Source organism: Variovorax sp. 05N34 (assembly GCF_056397405.1).
The window spans coordinates 330,460-349,684 of record NZ_JBFTNI010000001.1 but is presented as its reverse complement, the minus strand read 5'-3'; the positions used below and the strand labels follow the sequence as shown (position 1 = coordinate 349,684).

Sequence of the window (19,225 nt, the reverse complement as noted above, 5' to 3'; positions counted from 1 at the left end):
AGGCGTCGCTCAGTGGACTTGTGCTGCCGCTTTCGTGGGCGGCACGTCAGCGACAGAGGCCTGCAGTCTCTGGGTGAACCAGGCAATCAACGGGTCGTGCTCCTGGAAGCGATGGCATTGAATGATCTCTTCGACCACCGGCAGCTTGACCGGACAGGGCAGAACGCGCAGCGGCGCCGATGCGGCCACCTGCCTCGCCAGACTCGCCTGCACTGTCGCGATGAGCGGGGTTCCCTCGAGAAATCGCGGCAGCAGTGAATAGTGCGCCACCGACACCTCGATGCGTCGCTTGTCGCCGGCCTTGCCGGACATGTGCTCCTTCGCTGCGCCTTCGAGGCCGCCGCTCCAGTCGGTGGCTACGTGGCCCGCCTGGAAGAACTCGGCGCGAGTCAGGCTCTCGCCGATGTTGTGGTTGCCGCGCCAGGTCACGCATGCGTAGCCGTCACGAAACATCGAGACCGTGGGGTGCTTGGGCGACACCCATGGCCTGGGCGCAATCACGAAGTCGAGTTCGCCCTTGTCGAGGCGGTCCCGCGAATGAATGTCCAGCGGGGCGAACTCGAAGACGAGTCGCGGTGCGGCTTGGGCACACTCGGCAACCACATGCGGCAGAAGTTCAGTCAGCAGATAGTCGGATGATTCGATGCGCAGCGTGCGCGACACCGTCGCGGGATCGAAGGTCGGTCTGACGGCGATCACTCGATCGACCTGGCGCAGCAAATCACGCAAGGGCGCGACCATGGCCTTGGCCGCGGGCGTCAGCACCATCTTGCGTCCCTCGCGCGCCAGCAACGGGTCACCAAAGAATTCGCGCAATCTCGCCAACGCGAAGCTGGCTGCGGGTTGGCTCAGAAAAACTCTCTCGGCAGCGCGCGAAACGCTGCACTCGTCGAGCAGCGCATTGAGCACCACCAGATGGTTGAGGTCGAGCCGATCCAGGCGCTTCGGATTCTTTGAGCTATTTGCCATATCAATGGGTGCAATTTACAGGTCTAGTTTTTCTTTTGCACTGGGGTTACCCAGAATCCAGCCCGCAGACCATCAAACGGAGACATCGCATGTCGACAATCAAAGCATCTGAATTGGCCTACTGCCGCGTTCAGGCACCCGACCTGGCCATAGCGGAACAGTTTCTCGTGGACTTCGGCCTGAGCGTTGCAGATCGCAGACCGGGACGCATCTACCTTCGCGGGTCGGACCCGCACTCCTACTGCTACGTGGTGGAGGAGGGCCAGTCGCGCTTCCTGGGCCTGGGCCTGCAGGCCAAGTCACTGGAAGACCTGCAGGAGCTGGCGCAAACGATGCAGTCCAGAGTCGAATCCCTCGACGCGCCTGGCGGCGGCCAGCGCGTTCGCCTCGTCGAGCCCAATGGCTACGAGGTCGATGTTGTCTTCGGCATCGCGCCGACTGAGCCCTTGGCGGTGCCGCGCCAGGAGATGAATTCCGTCGCTCACCCCCTTCGTCGCGCTGGCGAACTGTATCGACTGCGACGGGGCGGCCCGACGCCGCTCAGGCGTCTTGCCCACCTCGTGCTCGTCTCGCCCAGATTCCAGGAAACGATGGAATGGTTTCGGGGCGTCCTCGGCTTCATTCCTTCGGACAACATCACCGCCGGGCCAGCGAGGGCGATGGTCGGCTCGTTCATGCGCGTCGACTGCGGCGACGACTACGTAGACCATCACACGGTGGCCGTCGTCGCAGGGCCGCGCGCAGGCTTGCAGCACTTGTCCTTCGAATCGCAGGATGTCGATGCTGTGTTGAGCGATCACCACTACCTGCGCTCGCTCGGACGCTACGACCAGCTATGGGGAGTGGGGCGCCACCTGCTGGGCAGCCAGGTCTTCGACTACTGGATGGACCCCTTCGGCATTCCTCATGAGCACTGGGCTGATTCCGATCGCCTCAACGCCGATGCGTCCGCCAACGAGTGGGACATTCATGAAGGCCTCGTCAACCAATGGGGCGATCCGCCGCCCGAGCGGTTCACGACGTGTGTGCATCCTTGAGGAATCGGACCTGATGCCCGAGATCAAGCGATACCGCGAATGGGTCGCCCGCACGCGCGGCCTTATGCTCGACGACTACGACGCGCTTTGGCGCTGGTCGATTGCCGATGTGGGTGTCTTCTGGCAGAGCGTCTGGGACTATTTCGATCTGCGCTCGCCGACGCCGCACCGGCAGGCACTGGGCGATAACGTCATGCCGGGCGCCAAGTGGTTCGAGGGGGCTCGCTTCAACTACGCACACCACGTGTTCCGCCACGTCGAGCCTGCGCAGCAAGGAGGCCATCCGGCCATTGTGAGCCGCAACGAACTAGGACAAGACAGGACCCTTGCCTGGCCCGAGCTTCGGCAACAGGTGGCCGCGCTCGCGTTGTTCCTGCGGGATCGCGGGGTCGAGCCTGGCGATCGCGTTGCGGCCTACATGCCGAACGTGCCGGAGACCATCGTCGCCTTCCTGGCAACCGTGAGCGTCGGTGCAATCTGGAGCGTCTGCGCACCCGACATGGGCACCGGCTCGGTGCTGGACCGGTTTCGCCAGATCCAGCCCAAGGTGCTGATCGCCTGTGATGGGGTGCGCTACGCGGGCCGCAGCCTCGATCGAAGCAACACGGTCCGAGAGTTGCGCGCGGGACTGCCTACCGTGGAGCAGGTGCTGGTGCTGCGCTCCGGGCTCTCGACGGGAGGCGATCTCGATGCGCATGCGGACTTCGGACAGGTCACGATGCGCGACGACGATGAGACCGCCACCTTCGAGCCCCTCTGGCTGCCCTTCGATCACCCGTTGTGGATCGTGTATTCCAGTGGAACCACGGGAGTGCCCAAGGCCATCGTGCACGGACACGGCGGCACGGCGCTCGTGCAACTTGCAGCGCTCGCGCTGCACAACGATGTCGGTGCGAGTTACGCGCCCCACCATCTGAGCGAACGCTATCACTGGTACAGCGCCACCGGCTGGATCATGTGGAACGCCCAGGTGGGTGGTTTGCTTCTCGGCACCACCTGCTGCATTTACGACGGCAGTCCAAGCGGCACCAAGGATGCGCCCGACTGGGGCGTGCTGTGGCGCTTCGCCGCCGAAACGGGTGTGACATTCTTCGGTGCGGGTGCTGCGTTCTTCGCCAGCTGCATGAAGTCCGGTCTTGACCTTGGAACTTGCGGTGACCTGAGCCGTGTGCGTGCGTTGGGCAGTACGGGTTCGCCGCTTGGAGAAGACGCGCAACGCTGGGGCACGGACCAGTTTTGCGCTCTGAACTCTGATGGACCCGAGATCTTTTGGTGCAATCTCTCCGGCGGTACCGACTTCGCAGGCGCCTTCATTGGATGCAACCCCGAGTTGCCCCAACGTCCTGGCGTCATGCAGTGCCGGCTACTGGGTTTCGCGGTCGAGGCGTGGGACGAGTCGGGCCGGTCATTGACGGGGCAGGTGGGCGAACTCGTCTGCACGCAGCCGGCACCGTCGATGCCGCTGTTCTTCTGGGGCGACACGGACGGCGCGCGCTATCAAGCGAGCTATTTCGATACTTATCCGCCTGGCCACGGCCGCAACGGCGGGCGCGGTGCCGTGTGGCGGCACGGCGACTGGATCGAGATCCTCCCGGATGGTGGCTGCATCATCTACGGCCGGAGCGACGCGACGATCAATCGTCATGGCCATCGCATGGGCACGAGCGAGATCTACCGAGCGGTCGAGGCACTGCCTGAAATCGTGGACAGCCTGGTCGTTGACCTCGAATACCTGGGTCGCCCCAGCTACATGCCGCTCTTCGTGGTCCTGCGTGCCGACCATGTACTCGACGACGCGCTCGAGGCGCGTATTCGAGGCGCGATCCGCGATGTCTTGTCGCCTCGCTTTGTTCCGGACGAGATCTTCGAGGCGCCGGCCGTGCCGCGCACCCTCTCGGGAAAGAAGCAGGAGCTTCCACTCAAGAAGCTGCTGCTGGGTCATCCGCCTGCGCAGGTGTTCAACGCCGACGCGATGGCCAATCCAGAGTGCATCGCCTGGTACCGCGACTTCGCATCGAAAGTCGCGCCGACAACGAATTGAAATTTTCTCGAGACCGAACGTCGCGGCATGGTGCCGCGTGTCGAGAGGCCGAGCGTTTTGGAGAGATAGATGAAGCTGAAAGGGCAATGCGCCATCGTGACCGGCGCAGCAACCGGCATCGGACTTGCTGCTGCCAGGCGATTGGCTGAGGAGGGCGCTTCCGTCGCTATCGCCGACATCAAGGGGCATGAGGCTGCTGCAGCCGGCCTGAGGGCCGAGGGCCTCGACGTTGATGCGATGACGGCGGATGTGTCGAGCGATGACAGCGTTGCAGCGCTGGTGGCAGGCACGATGGAGCATTGGGGCCGCATCGACATCCTGGTGAACAACGCCGCGATCGCGTCCGGGCTGAAGCCCGGCCCGTTCGAGCAGAAGACATCCGAGGACTGGCTTCGCGTGTATGACGTGAACGTGGTTGGCATCTTTCGCATGTGCCGCGCGGTCTCGCCTCACATGCGCGCCGCAGGTTCGGGACGGATCATCAATCTCAGTTCGGGCACTGCCTTCAAGGGCACGCCGGGGCTCATGCAGTACGTCGCCAGCAAAGGTGCCATCATCTCGATGACCCGTGCCCTCGCAAGCGAATTCGCGCGCGACAACATCCTGGTCAACGCGGTCGCGCCCGGCTTCACGCTTTCCGAGAACGCCGCGGCGCAACCTGAACTTCGTCCCTACTCGGAAGCGGCGATCGCGACCAGGCTGATCAAACGTGACGCCTACCCCGCCGATCTTGCCAATGTCATCTTCTTTCTTGCGAGCCAGGATGCGAGCTTCATCACGGGACAGGTGGTCGCTGTCGACGGCGGGTCCGTATTTCATTGAAAAGGGTGCACGATCGGTCGAGCTTCGCATGCTGTACCGCAACACCGTCTCTTCGGCAAACGCGCGGTCTTGCTCCATTGAGGTGGCCGATGTCAGCCCAACGGCTGGACGTGATGGTGCAGCGGCGCAAGACGTAGGTTTTCGACTCGAGTCTTGCCGCCCGAAATGACCTTAAAGACCACAATCGGCCCATGAGCCGACGTCGGATCCGTCAGCAGGCAATGACCACTTCACGACAGCAATCGGTCATTGCTGATCGGATCCACTCGGTTCCAGCCTCCATCAACATCGCCAAGCCGCAGCGGGGCTATCTCAATGCCTTCACCGTCGGCGGATTCCATTTGCCAGTCAGTGCGTCCCCCCTCGGCGAGTAGAGGCGCATCGTCAAATTGAACGTGCCCTTGGGCGCCGGCAGCCAATTCGCTTCGAGGTCTTTGCCAGGGCTCTCGTTCTGGAAGTAGAGGTCCAACGACCCGTCCGCGTTGGTTGTGAAAGGCATCCAACTGCTCAGAGCAAACCGATCCAGCCCGTTCGCCACCTGAAAGCCTTCGTCGTCATAGAGCGTGATCGACCAGAAAGCATTCACCGGCGGTGTCGCGCCCTTGTCGAAGTGGATGGTGTACTTGTTAGCGCCGGAGAGCGGCTTGCCGGCATCATCCATGATGTTCAGTGGATAGATCGCATCCTCTGGCAGGTTGGCGCCGAGGCCGACCTGGGCCACGATGGCTCGCTTCAGGTAGTAGGTGCCGTAGACGCCCATGGTGTCAGTGTTCATCGACCAGCCATTGGCGACACGGGCCAGGGTCGCGACCTTCCACGCCATCAACTCCTGGGCGGCGGCAGGCGCACCGGCGAGCGCCTTTTGCACCTCGGGAGCGAGCCGGTCGAAGTCGAAGGGCTTTCCTGGCTCGAGACCGATGTGTTTCATCCGGGCGACGATCGGCTGGTCGGTGAGGTGCGGCGGGTGCAGCTTCATTAGCTCCGCCGCATAGGCGAAGTAGCTGGCGGCCGGCATGCTGTCGACCTGCGTCTTCGGCGGTTTCTTCATGTCAACGCTGGGGTCGATTTTCACGGGGGTGGCGGCATTCGGCTTTCCGCGGTTCGATAGCGGGCTGACGGTATAGCCGGCCTGAATTTCGTGTACCGCGGCGTAGTCCGAGGGACCGTCGGTGCGGGTGCGACCGATGATCCAAACGTACGGAGTTGGCGCCGCGATCTGGGTGCATCCCTCGGGCACGCTGCCGCTCCAGCCGGGCGGCGTAACCAGAAAGCTGCTCGCCTGGGTGCCTGTGGTGCGCCACCCGGGCGAGGCGAAGACGTCTGACCACATATCAAGCATCGGCAGCAAATAGAAGCGCCCGGCAGTGTCCGGCGCAGTGACGATCAGGGCCTCCTTCGTCAGATCCAGCCAAGCAATGGAGTAGAGGGTGTCGAAGTTCGGCCGCACCACGGCCCTGAAATCTGCGGGCGGATAAGCCGGCACGTTGACGAAGGTGTTCGTCGGCCCCTTGCCGAACTGCTTGCCCGCTTCGATGTTGGTGCATTGCAGGCGGGTGAGGTCCATGGTCACCAGCGGATAGCAATAGACATAGGCATCGACTGCAATTTCTTGGGCGTCCTGCTCCGAAATAGACTTAGAAGTCATCGTGATCCTCTTCAAGAAGCTGCCCTGAGGGCCGCGGCGTTGGGCTTCCAAAAGTCTTGATCGCTTTTCGACCGTCGGCAGGCAGTCGGGCTGGTGCTGCCCGCGCAGTGTGCGTGCAATTTTCCATTTTGAATAGACGCTGATGGCGATGGCGCGCGACCTTCGCCTTCGCACACGAGCTGTGATGCCGTGCCGGGAGCGCGTGCGGAGGGGGCCAAAGAATAACCGGGCTGTCGACCCCAGTTCAGGGCTTGCGCTCCATAGAGCGAAGCCTATAGTGCTGCACCTTGGGCATGCCCTTGTCGGCGACCGCCGTCGTTTCGAGCATCAGCGGAGCCCAGGCTCGTCTTTCGCCGCGCACTCGAGTCTTCCGTACTGCGGCAGATCTTGGAGATCGAGCTATGGAAGACCTGGTTCCTTCGGCAGCGTCAGGCCAAAGTCGCAGGTTTGCGCATTGGGTGGCCGCCTGCGCAACAACCGCAATCGGATTGATGCTGACATCGATTCCCGCATCGGCTGATCAAAACGTAAACGAGAGTTCCGGCGGCAGCTCGCGCAAAGGCCCGCCAACATTACTCGTGACGCCTCCGCTATTCCTCGAGCTACTGCAAGGATTCAGTTGCGTTGTCGCGAACATTGGCACCGTACCTCAGCAGGTCACCATGACCTTCCACACAGAACTAACCGTGGCTGAGCATCCAATTCCAGATCACGTTAGCACCTTCACCCTGCAGCCGGGCTCCGTTGCTGGCGACGGAATCACCCCCGGGCACCAGGTCTTACCGGTGGCGAACTACTGCAAGTTCGAATCGAGGGACACCAGCATCCTCCGGGCGAGTGCGTCTATCAGTGACGGTGGTCACGTTCTCTATAGCATCGGTGGCCAGTGAACACTGTCTTGCGCAGCAGCCCGCCACAGAGCCAGGTCACAGGCAGAGCCAAATCGGATGTTGCATCAATGCTGAATTGACGCATCCAGCATGTGCGACCGATGCGTATCTAAAGAATTTTTACCGCTATTGAGATGCGTCCCGACTCGACTTACGCCGCAGATTCGAGCCGATACCCAGCCGCGACGATTCAGATGGAGTGCGAATCATGGAAGACCTTTATTCTCCCGCAGCGCGACGCATAAGCCGCAGGTTCCCTAGGTGGGTAGCCGCCTGCGCCGCGGCTGCAATCGGACTGATGGTGACATCGATTTCCGCATCGGCCGACCAGAATGAACCCGAGAAAGGAAGAAACGGCAAACGGGCACCGACAGTTCTGGCGACGCAGCCATTCTTCCTCGCGATCAACGAAACTGCCTCGTGTGCGTACGTGAACGTGGGCACTGTGCCTTTGCAAGTGACCCTCACCTCTCACTTCGAGGGAACTGACCACGTTGGAGCCTTCGTAGCCACTCCAGGGCCAAACGTTGGCAAACTTCCCTTAAACATCTCTCAGCCAGGGTTGGTCTACTTCAAGTTCGAATCGACAGACATCAGCATGCTGAAGGCCGATTGCTTTGTCGGGCGCAACGGCTACTTTGGAAGCATTCTTCAAGCCATACCAGCAGAGTAGCGCGGCCAGTGAGATCGGCGACGTCGCCGCATAGCAAGCGGTAGGGCGCCATCTACGCTGCCCTTGGATTACTGGTCATCAATGGCATGGCAGCCATGAAGAAGGCCACCCACTGCCATCGCCCGCGTTCGGAACGCCAGTAACAGCTATGCAGATGGAGGCGGTCGCACCCTGCTGAAGATAGGTGCTCGGGACATTTGACAAAAAATTGAGGCGGTTCCACGTACGTGGCTGTGCGTGTGCATACGTATGGTGCGAGGCTTGGGGGAAGCCAAGAATGCTGCCAGCAAGTCCGCGCGCGGCGTTGCCGGCCGCAATGTTCAAGCGAACGCGCCGTCGACGCGGCGTCAGGAGCACCCATGTCCGACCATATAGATGGGCCACGATCCATTGGTGATCCCTCCATCGACATGACCGATCTGTTCGGCTTCAGGAGCCCGCAGAACCCGGAACGGACCGTCTTTGCCGCCGACGTGTTTCCCTCGGCGGGAAGCAGCGCGATGTTTAGCGATGCCGCCGATCATTCCATCGTCGCACGACGTGTGACAGTTGCCGGCCTCGGCGACGCCGCAAAGTTTCAGTCTGGCGACCGGGAATTCCGCTTCAGTTTCCGCTTCGGCCGCCTCGATATGCAGCCGGGCGGAAAGCCGATCCAACGGGGGAGCTGCACCTTGCCGGATGGGCAAAAGTTGAGCTTCGTCGTCAACGACGAAAAAGGCGCGACGACACCTGACGGAACATTCCGCGTGTTCGCAGGGCTGCGCTCCGATCCGTTCCTTCTGGCTTGGCTGGTCGGCGAGGACGATCTGAAGCCATTCGTGAATATCCTCGAGCACGACAACGTGCTGAGCTTCCTGGTCGATTTCGACACACTTCGTGTGCTCGATCCAGCCCAGGGGTCCCTGTTCGGGGTCATCGCCGAAACGACACCGATCCCCCGGGCCCGCGGTGTCGTCGGCCATCCGCCGCCGCGCTTCGACTGGGTCGGCCGCACCGAGCAAACCAATGTCCGGCTCAACAACCCGGGGTTGAAGGATGTCGAAGATCTGCGCGACTTGTGGAACCAGCAGACGCCCTTCGCGATTTCGCCCCAGTTCGCGCCGGTCTTTCGCCAGCGCCTGTTCGACAGCCTCCAGCAATATGATCTGCGCGACGGCAAGGCCGACTGGTCGACGGCCCAGTTGAACGCAAGCGCGAATGTCTTTCTCGACGATTTCATGCTGATCGATGTGGCCAAGCCGACGACCGACACGAGTTTTCTGGAGATCGAGAAGAGCACGCTCAATGGCCGCCCGTACCAGACTGGCGGCGGCAGAACCATCAATGCGCACGACATTGACATTTTGCTGACCTGGATCGTGAATCGCGATCGTGAACCGTTGCACGGTGGCGCCACCCGCGCGACTCAATTGGGGCTCAATACCTTCCCCTATCTGGCGCCTCCGAATGCCGAACTGCAGACAGTGGCGGACTCGGTGGAACTCAATGCGTCGGCTGACAAGGTCTGGGCCCTGATCGGTCCGTTTGGCGCAGCCTGGCATCCGTTGATTGCCAACATCCGCTTGACCGGCTCCGGGGTCGGCCAACTGCGAACGGTGGAGACGATCGACGGCAAACGCATGGTGGAGCGACTCGACGCCATCGATGATTTCCGTCGCGAGTACCGATATTCGGGCATCAGCGGTGTGGAAGCCTCGAACTACACCGGCGTTCTGGATGTGACGCCCAAGGGCAGCGGCAGTTCGGTGAACTGGCGCGTGCAGTACCTTTCGGACGGTCAGCCAACCATCATCATCAAGACCATCGTCGCCACGTTGCAGAAGGTCGGGCTCGAGAGCCTGAAGAAGCGGTTCGCGTGACCAAGATGAATCCACAGACCGAATCCCGTGCGTCGTGGCACTCGGGCCCGACCTGATCAGCGCAATCAACTGAAATGCGCAAGCCACTCGCGCTCTCCCTGATGTGGTTCGGTTGCGCGGCCGGTGGTTGCGCCGTGGCACAGGAGTCTGTGTCGCAGCCGGCGACCAACGTGCGTTTCGATAGCTGGCTTTCGTATCAGCGCAACACTGACGACAGCGGGCAATGGCTGTACCAGCCCCGCTTTTATATTCCTTTCCAACTCTCCGGCGGCTGGACATTCACGCAGCGCATCGACCTGCCGTTGACCTACACGAACGCGGCGGGCACGGACAACTCTTCCGGCGGATGGAAGGCCGGAATCAACGACTGGTTTGTCGAAGAGATCTTTACCTCGCCCGATTTGGCCCCGAACCTGAAGGCGTGGGCGAGTGTGCGTCTCGTGTTCCCGACCGGTGGGGCCAGCCCGTTCGGCTCGCAGCAGTATCAATGGGCGCCGGCGGTGAGCGTGGTCTACGCGATGCCTGAGCACGGCATCACGATCAGCCCGGTGGCGCGCTACTTCATGAGCTATCACGCGACCTCCTCCAGCGCGGCACAGGTCAGAAATCTGGATCTCTATCCGATCGTCACCTTTGCCCTGCCCAACAACTGGTCGCTGGTCACCTGGCCCGAGAACGGCATCAGCTACAACCAGGAGACGCGCAAGTGGTTGGTGCCCCTCGACCTTATGTTGCTCAAGCGGCTATCGAAGACGACCGAGTTCGGCTTCGGCGCTGCGTATGCGTTCACCAAGGACAACCCGCTGTACCGGTATGTCGTCTACGGTCGCCTGACCTTCTTTTTCTGATACGCCGAAACAATCCGATATCCATCGAAGGAGATCACCATGCGCGAAACAGTATCGAACACACGCTGGACGAGGACCGTGCTGGCTGCATTCATTGGTGGCTTGTGTGCCTCCGCTGCCTTGCTCGTCCCGCTTGCCACCGCGCAGACATCTCCAGATTCCGTCATCTATCTGAATCAAGCATGGTCGCAGGCTGATCGGGAAACCTACTACCAGATAGAGCAAGGCTCCCAGATCATCTCTTATGACATTTTTTTGGGCCTTGAGGTCGCAGGCAGCGAAGAGATGTTCCGCTCCGATGCCGTCAGTGAACGCTACGGCCTGATCGCACAGGCTCCGAACCCACGGACCAATCCGGATGCGTTACCGATCGGCTTGACCAAAACAGTCGTGACGCAAGGCCGCTGGAAGGGCGAGTCCATGGCCATCACCTGTGCCGCCTGCCACAACGCGCAGCTGAACTATCAGGGAAAGAAGATCCGTATCGATGGTGGCTTCAATCACACCTTCGATCCCATGTCATACGTTTTCGCCCTCGATGACGCGCTGCAAGCGACCTTGACTGATGCCTCCAAGTTCGACCGATTGGCCTCTCGCGCGAACGCCACGAGCCCCGACGCCAAGGCCGCATTCCGCAAGCGCCTTGAAACCGAAGCGGCGCAGGTTCATGCATACCGCACCACAACCATTGCAACACCGGTGGTTTGGGGGCCAGGGCGCATCGACGCATTCAATCTGATTACCACCCGACTGCTGGCGACGGAAACCGGCATTGCCGAGAACTGGTCTTCACCTATGGCGCCCGTCAAGCCTCCCTTTGTATGGAACGCTCCACAGGGCTCATGGACCCAATGGGCCGGAGTAGTGCAGGATCCTCTCGTGCGCAATCATGGCGAAACACTCGGCGTATTTTTGCCAATGGACCTCCGCTCAAAGACACCGCAAGAAGGGCTTTTCAGCTCGGGTGCCATGTTGCCCAATCTTCAGAAGATTGAGGATCTGCTGAGCCGGCTCGCTCCGCCCAAATGGCCCGAAAATGTTCTGGGCAAGCTCGACCAGCAGAAGGTACGTCAGGGCAAGGCGCTGTTTGCCAGCAACTGTGCGTCCTGCCACAACTCATATCCGTACACCTGGACCCCACCCAACAAGTACGGCAAGCGCTTCCTCGAAGTCGGTCTGGTGCCTCAGAAATACGTGGGCACCGATCCTGCCCAATTCGTCAGGACCCAGCCGTACGCGCTGACCGGGGAGTTCAGCGACTACCTGCCGCCTCCGTACAAAGGTCAAGCCATTGTCCCTACGCAAATTCTTAGGCTAGTACTCGTAGAGGGCACTCTGCGCCGGGCCATGGAGGCACTGAAACCTACTGACGCAGAAAAGCTCGTCATGAATGGCTATCGAGAGCTTCCGTCACCCCCAGCTCCGGTCGATTCTTACAAGGCAGCGCCGCGCGATGGTGTTTGGGCGACCGCGCCGTTCATGCACAACGGCTCAGTCCCGAGCCTGTACGAAATGTTGGTCCCGGCGAGCCAGCGCAGCAAGAAGTTCTACGTCGGGCGAGAGTTCGACCCCGTCAAGGTCGGGATCGATACGAGCGGCAATTCGGGAAGCTTCCTGTTCGATACATCCTTGAGCGGAAATTCAAATGCTGGGCATTCGTTCGAGAACGGCCCTCGGGGCAATGGCGTGATCGGTCCTTTGTTGACCGAGCAGCAGCGGTGGGCGTTGGTCGAATACCTGAAATCCATCCCCGACGAGGCCGGGCGCGTTACGCCTTTCGGCGGACCGCCGGACGCGCGAAGCGGGAATTCGCCTTGGAGCAAGGTCTCCGCTCATTGACTAACCACGCCGTGCCCGTGCCGAGCTCCCTGAAAAAAGACCGCCCTGGACCGAGCCGCATCATTTAATGGTGCCTCGCAGCAGCAAGACATCCGACGGCGCCATGTCGCACATCTCATTGAGGAAGCGGCGCAACGGAAGATCGGGCACGTCCTCGAAGCTCAGCCGGATGAAGTACGAACTCACGGTCCGTTCGGGCGTCGATAGTTCGCGAGTCCAGCGGTCGAGGTTCTGTTGTGTCTGCTGAAGCGTGGCGACGGCGTTCATCGTCTTCTCGAGACTTGGCTCTCGAGTGCTGTCTCCGACCCCGCCGGGCGAGTCGGCCGCCGCGTTGACCGAGATGATGGCGATCCTGGACAAACGAGAAGCGCCCTCCCGAACTCAGATCGGATCTGTTGATCAGGATCAGCGGTCCATCACGCTTGATCAGATCGCCGAAGGTCGCATCGCCGAAAAACGCCTGCTTGTAGTAGGTCACCGCCATCTCGGTGCGGCTGTCGCTGCTGAACCACCGGGCGGGATCTAACAGGCCGCGCAGCGGGGCGCCTTCGACGTCGCTGCGAAGAAATCGCTCTTCATAGTCGACGAAGATGCGATTGCCGTAGAGGCCGTAGCAAGGCGACGTGAAACTGCCTCCGGACACCGAACTAATGACGTCGATCGTATCGAGCAGGCTTTTGGACTGGCCATTCATCTTCACTTGGGTGTCGCGCAGTTCCTGAAGGACGCCATAGGACAGGGCCGCAGCGCGCGTGCCGTCACCCGAGAAAGCGACTGCGAGCATTAGCTCGTCGGAACGGCGGTTCGGATTCTTGACAAACTCACTCAATGCGTAAACAGGGCCATGGTGGTCCGGAGTCACGGGCACGTTCTCAACCACCCCGTAAGTAGTACAGCCACCAACGGCCAGCGTCATACCCAGCAGCAGTGTTCTCAGGCGGACAAAGTCTGTCGCAGGAGCTTTCATGTCGCCGTTGACGAAGTTGAGATGACCTAAGCCAGCACGGCCGGCCCCAGTTCCGCATGTAGCCTCGCGACGGAGGGCTAAGTGTCGATGGAGAGCCTTGCGAGCTCGAAAAAAGTCATGCGATCTGCCAGCAGGTAGGCAAGCCTCCTTTTCAGGCGCACCTCGATGTGCGACATGTCAGGGACCTTGATCAGCCCGGAGCGGATCTGCTGCTCGAAATCGAGGACTTCCGAATTGGATTGCGAGAAGGTGGCCGAGATCGGCGAGAGCTGGTTGATCTGCGTCATCAGCGTGGCTGCGCTGGCACTGACGAGTGCGCCCTCGGTGACAAGCGCGCGGCCGACGCGACCTGCGATGGGCGCGCGGACCGTGCTGCGATCGACCTTCAGTTGCGCGCGGGTGACTTCCGCGCTCGCATCGGAGACGTTCGCTTCGGCCTGGCGCAGCGTGGCCAAGGCGGCGTCGAACTCCTGCGCGCTCACGGCCTGGCGGCTCACCAGCGGCTCGAAGCGATTCACGATGGATGCGGCATTGACGCGAGAGGCCTCGGCCCGCTTCAATGCGGCCTGGGCTTGCTGCAGGAGTGCCCGGGTGTCGGGCGGGTCGATCTGGAACAGCGGCGCGCCGGCGTCGACGTCCCTGCCTTCATCGAACAGCATGCGCTCGACGATGCCGTCGACCCGGGCGCGCACCTCGGCCGTGCGAACGGGCTCGATCCGTCCGGGCAGCTCGACGATGTTGGCCACGGGCGCGGCAGTCAGGGTGACGACGAGCACCGTCGGAAGCATCTGCGCGGGCGCGGCGGATTCCTGTCGATTGCCGCATCCGCCAATCGCAAGCACCAGCAGAAGAAAGCATGAGGCTGTGGTCCGGTGCGTGCGGCTTCCCGGTGAGCTGTAAGGCAATTGAATCCTCTGAAACCTCAGGTCGAGGGATCGTCGGCGCATCCTAGCCAACTTTCGCGTCCCGGTCTTGCGCATCGGCGCGACTGCGAACGGCTTGACAGGGACTGTGCACAGAGCCCGCCCTCCGCAGCGTACCTCCTTCGACCGCGTACGCCCTTCGAATTACCGCGCATGGCCGATAGGCAAGCAGCCGGCCCCCCACCACACTGCGCCTCACGTCGAACCCGGAGACGCAGGAGAAATGGCAATGATCCGAGCTTGCTGGCGCGCGGCAGCGTTGTGGCTCTTGCTCGCTTGCGCCTTGCTGGCGGCTTGCTCCAAGGGACCGCAGCCGGGCGAAGTCCTCGACGAGGCGCGGCTCGCCGGCAGGGACGCGGCTTCGTTTCCCCAGGCCGGCGAGGACTACTTCCATGACATGGACGGCGGCATCTCGCTGACGCCGGAAGAGATCAAGGGACGCAACATGTGGCTGGTCTGGAGCGGCGGAAACGACCGCTTCTGGAGCCAGATGACCGACTACACCTTCGGCGCGTTCGACCTGCTGAAGATCATCAGCTCGCATCCGAGCCAAGGCTATTCGCGCGCCAACCGGTGGAAGTACTTCGGGCTTGTGAACGAACCCTGCTTCGAGAACGCCGCCGGCCCCGACAAGGACCGGCGCGGCCTGTGGCTCGACGTCCGCAGCAAGGGCTGCGCGCCCGATCCATTCGAGAACGAAAGCAAGTACCCGGGCGTGGCCGTCGGATCGCGCGGCAAATCGCTCGGCGATGGCACGACGCAGCCTGTCGGTTCCTACTACGGATGGGCGACGGGCATTGCGGGTCTGCGTCTTTTTCCCAATCCGGCGTTCGATGAGAAGGCGGCCAAGGAGTGGGATGCGGAGAAGTACTACACCGACCCGAACTACTACAACCGCAAGGATCTCGTGCGGCCGTACCGCGTCGGCATGTCGTGCGGCTTCTGCCATCTGGGGCCGAGCCCCGTCAAGCCGCCGGCGGACCCGAACAACCCAAAGTTCGAGAACCTGAGTTCATCGGTCGGCGCGCAGTACATGTGGGTGGACCGACTCTTCATCCACAACTCGAACAAGCCGGAAGGGCGGACAAACTACATGTTCCAACTGGCCCATACGTACCGGCCGGGCACCATGGACACATCGCTGGTGTCCACCGACAGCATCAACAATCCTCGCACCATGAATGCGGTGTATGAATTCATGCCTCGCATGGGACTCGCCAGCCGCCTCGGGCAGGAAAAGCTCAGCGGCGGCGAACTCAATAACAGGCAGTTCAACGATTTCGTGACTGAAGGGCCGTTGACGGACTTCTTCTCCAAGGCCAACGACAGCGTCCACACGCCGCGCGTTCTCAAGGACGGTGCCGATTCGGTGGGCCTTCTGGGTGCGCTCAATCGGGTGTACCTCAACATCGGCCTTTTCAGCGAGGAATGGCTGCTTCATTTCAATCCGGTCGCCGGCGGCAAGACCATCACGCCGATCAAGATCGCCTCCGCGCAGAAGAACTCGAGCTACTGGCAGGCGACGGAAGCGGGTACCTTCGACACCGCCTTGTTCTTCCTGAAGGCAGCGCGGCCCGATCACCTGAAGGACGCACCGGGCGGAGACAAGTACCTCACCGCCGACACCGCCACGGTGGACCGCGGCAAGATCGCCTTTGCCGACACCTGCGCGCGATGCCACTCCAGCAAGGGACCGCCGCCACCGGCATCGCTCGACCTGACGCCTGCGCGTTGCGCGGGGCCCGGCTATGTCGAATGCTTCAAGCGCTACTGGGGCTGGACACAGACGGACGACTACAAGGCGCAGATGCGAAAGATCGTCCAGACGCCGGACTTTCTCGATGGCAACTATCTCTCGTCCGACCAGCGCGTGCCCGTGACACTGCTGAGGACCAACGCCTGCAGCCCGCTCGCCACCAATGCGCTGCAGGGGAATATCTGGGACAACTTCTCGTCGCAGACCTACAAGAGCCTGCCGTCCGTGGGCACCATCACCGTGAGCGACCCTTTCACCGGCGAGCCCAGGCCCTATGTCATGCCCGCGGGCGGCCGCGGCTTCACACGCGTACCTTCGCTGATCAGTATCTGGTCGACCGCGCCTTTCCTGCTCAACAACACAGTGGGTGAAGCCGATGCGGAGAACAATCCATCGGTCGAGGTCCGCATGAAGGTCTTCGACCAATCGATCGAGCAGATGCTGTGGCCGGAGAAGCGCAAGGGCGATTCGGTGCTGGGCGCGAAGGTGCTGGGCACGATCGACCGCACGACCGAACGCAGCACGCTCACGATCCCGGCCGGCTTTGTGCCGGAGCCGCTGCAGCCCATGCAGGGATCGCTGCATCGCTGGCTACCGTGGCTCTTCAAGGAGGGGGGCGACATCGAGCTCGGCCCCATTCCACAGGGCGTGCCGGTGAACTTGCTTGCGAATATCAAGCTGCGCGCCGAGGCCGACACTGTTGGCGAGACTGCCGGACACGTGAAAGACGCGGGTGAGCTGCTCGTTGCCCTCAAGCAGACACTCGCGACGGCACCTGCGGGCGCCACCGACGAAGAGCTCCGCAAGCACTTCGCGGCCGTCAAGGAGCCGATGCTCGCGTTGAGCAAGTGCCCCGACTTCGTCGTCAACCGGGGGCACTATTTCGGCACGGCGCAGTTCAATCGCCAGGACGGCTTGAGCGCCGACGAAAAAGTTTTCGGCCATGAACCGGAACTGAGCGACGAAGACAAGCACGCGCTGATCTCGTTCCTGAAGACCTTCTGATCGCCGTCCGCCGATCGCGTCCATGCCCGGAGCCGAAACGAACGACTGGGACTATGTCATCGTCGGATCGGGTGCGGGTGGCGGCACGTTGGCGGCACGGCTTGCCGAAGCCGGCATGCGCGTCTTCGTGATCGAGGCCGGCGGTGATCCGCGCAGCGGCGATGAGCGCCTTCCGGATGACTACGATGTGCCGGGCTTTCATGCTTTCGCGTGCGAGAACGCAGCCATGAGCTGGAACTTTCATGTTCGGCACTACGCGGACGACATCCAGCAGGCCAAGGACTGGAAATATTCGCCGGGGCAGGGCGTTCTTTATCCGCGCGCGGCGGGCCTTGGCGGCTGCACGTCGCACAACGCGATGATCTTCATGCTGCCGCACGCTTCGGACTGGAACCACATCGCCAAGCTGACGGGCGACTTGTCCTGGCGAGCATCTTCGATGCGGCGGTATGCCTGGCGCGTCGAGGACTGCCGGCATCGCCCCGTCTGGCGTGCGTTGCGGCACCTGGGGCTCGATCCCACCGGGCACGGCTGGCAGGGGTGGCTCCGCACCGAGAAGGCCATTCCCATGACCGTGCTCGGCGATGACGGCCTTGTGCGCGTGTTGCGCGACACGGCGCACGCCTTCGCGAGCAGCCTGCCGAGCCCATTGCTGAGTACCCTCCGATGGGTTCGCGGCGGCCTGGGCGACCCCAACTCGCGGCGCCTGCGCGGCGGCAGCTTCGAAGGCATCTGCTACACCCCGCTCGCAACTTCCAACCATCGGCGCGTGGGCGTGCGGGAGCGGCTTCTCGGCGTGGCGCAAAGGCATCCCGACCGGCTGCACCTCGAACTCGGCGCGCTGGCGACACGAATCCTCTTTGATGCGGACGGCGGCGCTCGCGGCGTGGAATACCTGAAGGGCGATCGGCTGTATCGCGCGCATGCCAAGCCGAGCGAAGAAGCCGGCGAGCGGCGGGAGGTGATGGCGCGGCGCGAAGTGATCCTCTGCGGCGGCGCTTTCAACACGCCGCAACTGCTCATGCTGTCGGGCATTGGGCCGGCGTCGGAACTGACGGTGCATGGCATCGAGGTGCGCGTCGACCTGCCCGGCGTCGGGCGCAATCTGCAGGACCGGTACGAAGTCGCCATCACCCATCGCATGCGCGATCCCTGGGAAGTGCTGAAGGGCGCCCGCTTCGATCGGGACGACACCTTGTGGCGGCACTGGAACCAGGGCGACTCGGGCATGTACGCATCGAACGGCATCGCACTGGGGGTGGTTCAGCGGTCGAAGGGCGCAAAGGGCAGGGGGCATGAACCGGACCTCTTCTGCATGGCGTTGCTGGCGCGCTTCGAAGGCTATTTCAGCGGCTTCTCGAATTGGATTCGCGACAACCACGACTGTCTGACCTGGGCGGTGTTGAAGGCACATACGCGCAATCGCGCAGGCACCGTGCACCTTCGCTCGGCCGATGCGCGCGACACGCCTCTGGTTGACTTCCACTACTTCGACAAAAGCAGCGACGAAGCCGGCGAAGACCTGAAGGCCATGCTGGAGGCGATCCGCTTCGTGCGGCGCATGACGGAGCCATTGCTCAAGAGCGGATGGATCGCGGAAGAGATCGCGCCGGGGCCGGACGTGCAGAGCGACGAGGTGCTGTCCAACTACGTGCGCAATACCGCGTGGGGACACCACGCCTCCTGCTCATGCCCCATTGGCCCGGAAAGCGAAGGCGGTGTCGTGGACAGTGCCTTCGCAGTGCATGGCGTGAAGCGGCTGCGCGTTGTCGATGCGTCTGTGTTCCCACGCATACCGGGCTTCTTCGTCGTGGCCGCCGTCTACATGGTCGCCGAAAAGGCTGCGGACGCGCTGTTACATCAAGCAGCGCGCACACCCCTTTCGGCAAATTGACGACCCTGGACGATTGGCTGACACTTTCTGAACAGAGGGGCTTCCCCGGAGGAGAAC

General features: G+C 62.2%; 13 protein-coding genes. 9 read left to right on the top strand and 4 right to left on the bottom strand.

Annotation, left to right across the window (positions count from 1 at the left end):
- Positions 1 to 9: 9 nt before the first annotated feature.
- Positions 10 to 969: a LysR family transcriptional regulator gene (locus AC1DMA_RS01745; protein WP_478143039.1), complete on the bottom strand. Its 960-nt coding sequence runs from the start codon at positions 967 to 969 to the stop codon at positions 10 to 12.
- 89 nt (positions 970 to 1,058) lie between these two features.
- On the opposite strand from AC1DMA_RS01745, the gene AC1DMA_RS01740 reads away from it, so the two are divergent.
- The 3 genes from AC1DMA_RS01740 to AC1DMA_RS01730 all read left to right on the top strand — a co-directional run bounded on the left by AC1DMA_RS01740 (position 1,059) and on the right by AC1DMA_RS01730 (position 4,869).
- Positions 1,059 to 2,006 (top strand): VOC family protein, encoded by a 948-nt coding sequence (locus tag AC1DMA_RS01740; RefSeq protein WP_478143038.1) that lies wholly within the window; start codon positions 1,059 to 1,061, stop codon positions 2,004 to 2,006.
- Between the two features lie 13 nt (positions 2,007 to 2,019).
- Positions 2,020 to 4,047: an acetoacetate--CoA ligase gene (locus AC1DMA_RS01735; protein WP_478143037.1), complete on the top strand. Its 2,028-nt coding sequence runs from the start codon at positions 2,020 to 2,022 to the stop codon at positions 4,045 to 4,047.
- Between the two features lie 69 nt (positions 4,048 to 4,116).
- Positions 4,117 to 4,869, top strand: a complete 753-nt coding sequence (locus AC1DMA_RS01730) for an SDR family NAD(P)-dependent oxidoreductase (RefSeq protein WP_478143036.1) — start codon at positions 4,117 to 4,119, stop codon at positions 4,867 to 4,869.
- A 307-nt stretch (positions 4,870 to 5,176) separates the two neighbouring features.
- Here AC1DMA_RS01730 and AC1DMA_RS01725 read toward each other — a convergent pair whose 3' ends face one another.
- Positions 5,177 to 6,514 carry a DUF1254 domain-containing protein gene (locus tag AC1DMA_RS01725; protein WP_478143035.1) on the bottom strand — a complete coding sequence of 446 codons (1,338 nt, stop codon included), beginning with the start codon at positions 6,512 to 6,514 and terminating at the stop codon, positions 5,177 to 5,179.
- Positions 6,515 to 7,612: 1,098 nt separating this feature from the next.
- Here AC1DMA_RS01725 and AC1DMA_RS01720 point away from each other — a divergent pair.
- The 4 genes from AC1DMA_RS01720 to AC1DMA_RS01705 all read left to right on the top strand — a co-directional run bounded on the left by AC1DMA_RS01720 (position 7,613) and on the right by AC1DMA_RS01705 (position 12,623).
- Positions 7,613 to 8,077: a hypothetical protein gene (locus AC1DMA_RS01720; protein ID WP_478143034.1), complete on the top strand. Its 465-nt coding sequence runs from the start codon at positions 7,613 to 7,615 to the stop codon at positions 8,075 to 8,077.
- Between the two features lie 359 nt (positions 8,078 to 8,436).
- On the top strand, positions 8,437 to 9,936 hold the full coding sequence (locus AC1DMA_RS01715) for a DUF4331 family protein (protein WP_478143033.1): 1,500 nt from the start codon (positions 8,437 to 8,439) through the stop codon (positions 9,934 to 9,936).
- A 74-nt stretch (positions 9,937 to 10,010) separates the two neighbouring features.
- The gene (locus AC1DMA_RS01710) at positions 10,011 to 10,784 is read left to right on the top strand and encodes a hypothetical protein (RefSeq protein ID WP_478143032.1); all 774 of its coding nucleotides are present in this window, start codon (positions 10,011 to 10,013) and stop codon (positions 10,782 to 10,784) included.
- Positions 10,785 to 10,823: 39 nt separating this feature from the next.
- Positions 10,824 to 12,623 carry a di-heme-cytochrome C peroxidase gene (locus AC1DMA_RS01705; protein WP_478143031.1) on the top strand — a complete coding sequence of 600 codons (1,800 nt, stop codon included), beginning with the start codon at positions 10,824 to 10,826 and terminating at the stop codon, positions 12,621 to 12,623.
- A 115-nt stretch (positions 12,624 to 12,738) separates the two neighbouring features.
- Here AC1DMA_RS01705 and AC1DMA_RS01700 read toward each other — a convergent pair whose 3' ends face one another.
- A complete protein-coding gene (locus tag AC1DMA_RS01700) occupies positions 12,739 to 13,590 on the bottom strand; it encodes a hypothetical protein (RefSeq protein ID WP_478123212.1) in 852 nt (283 codons plus the stop codon).
- Between the two features lie 77 nt (positions 13,591 to 13,667).
- Entirely contained in the window at positions 13,668 to 14,495 is an 828-nt protein-coding gene (locus tag AC1DMA_RS01695; RefSeq protein ID WP_478143030.1) for an efflux RND transporter periplasmic adaptor subunit, read from the bottom strand.
- A gap of 241 nt (positions 14,496 to 14,736) precedes the next feature.
- On the opposite strand from AC1DMA_RS01695, the gene AC1DMA_RS01690 reads away from it, so the two are divergent.
- The gene (locus tag AC1DMA_RS01690; protein ID WP_478143029.1) at positions 14,737 to 17,274 is read left to right on the top strand and encodes a hypothetical protein; all 2,538 of its coding nucleotides are present in this window, start codon (positions 14,737 to 14,739) and stop codon (positions 17,272 to 17,274) included.
- Between the two features lie 22 nt (positions 17,275 to 17,296).
- Positions 17,297 to 19,168, top strand: a complete 1,872-nt coding sequence (locus AC1DMA_RS01685; protein WP_478123217.1) for a GMC family oxidoreductase — start codon at positions 17,297 to 17,299, stop codon at positions 19,166 to 19,168.
- Positions 19,169 to 19,225: the final 57 nt, after the last annotated feature.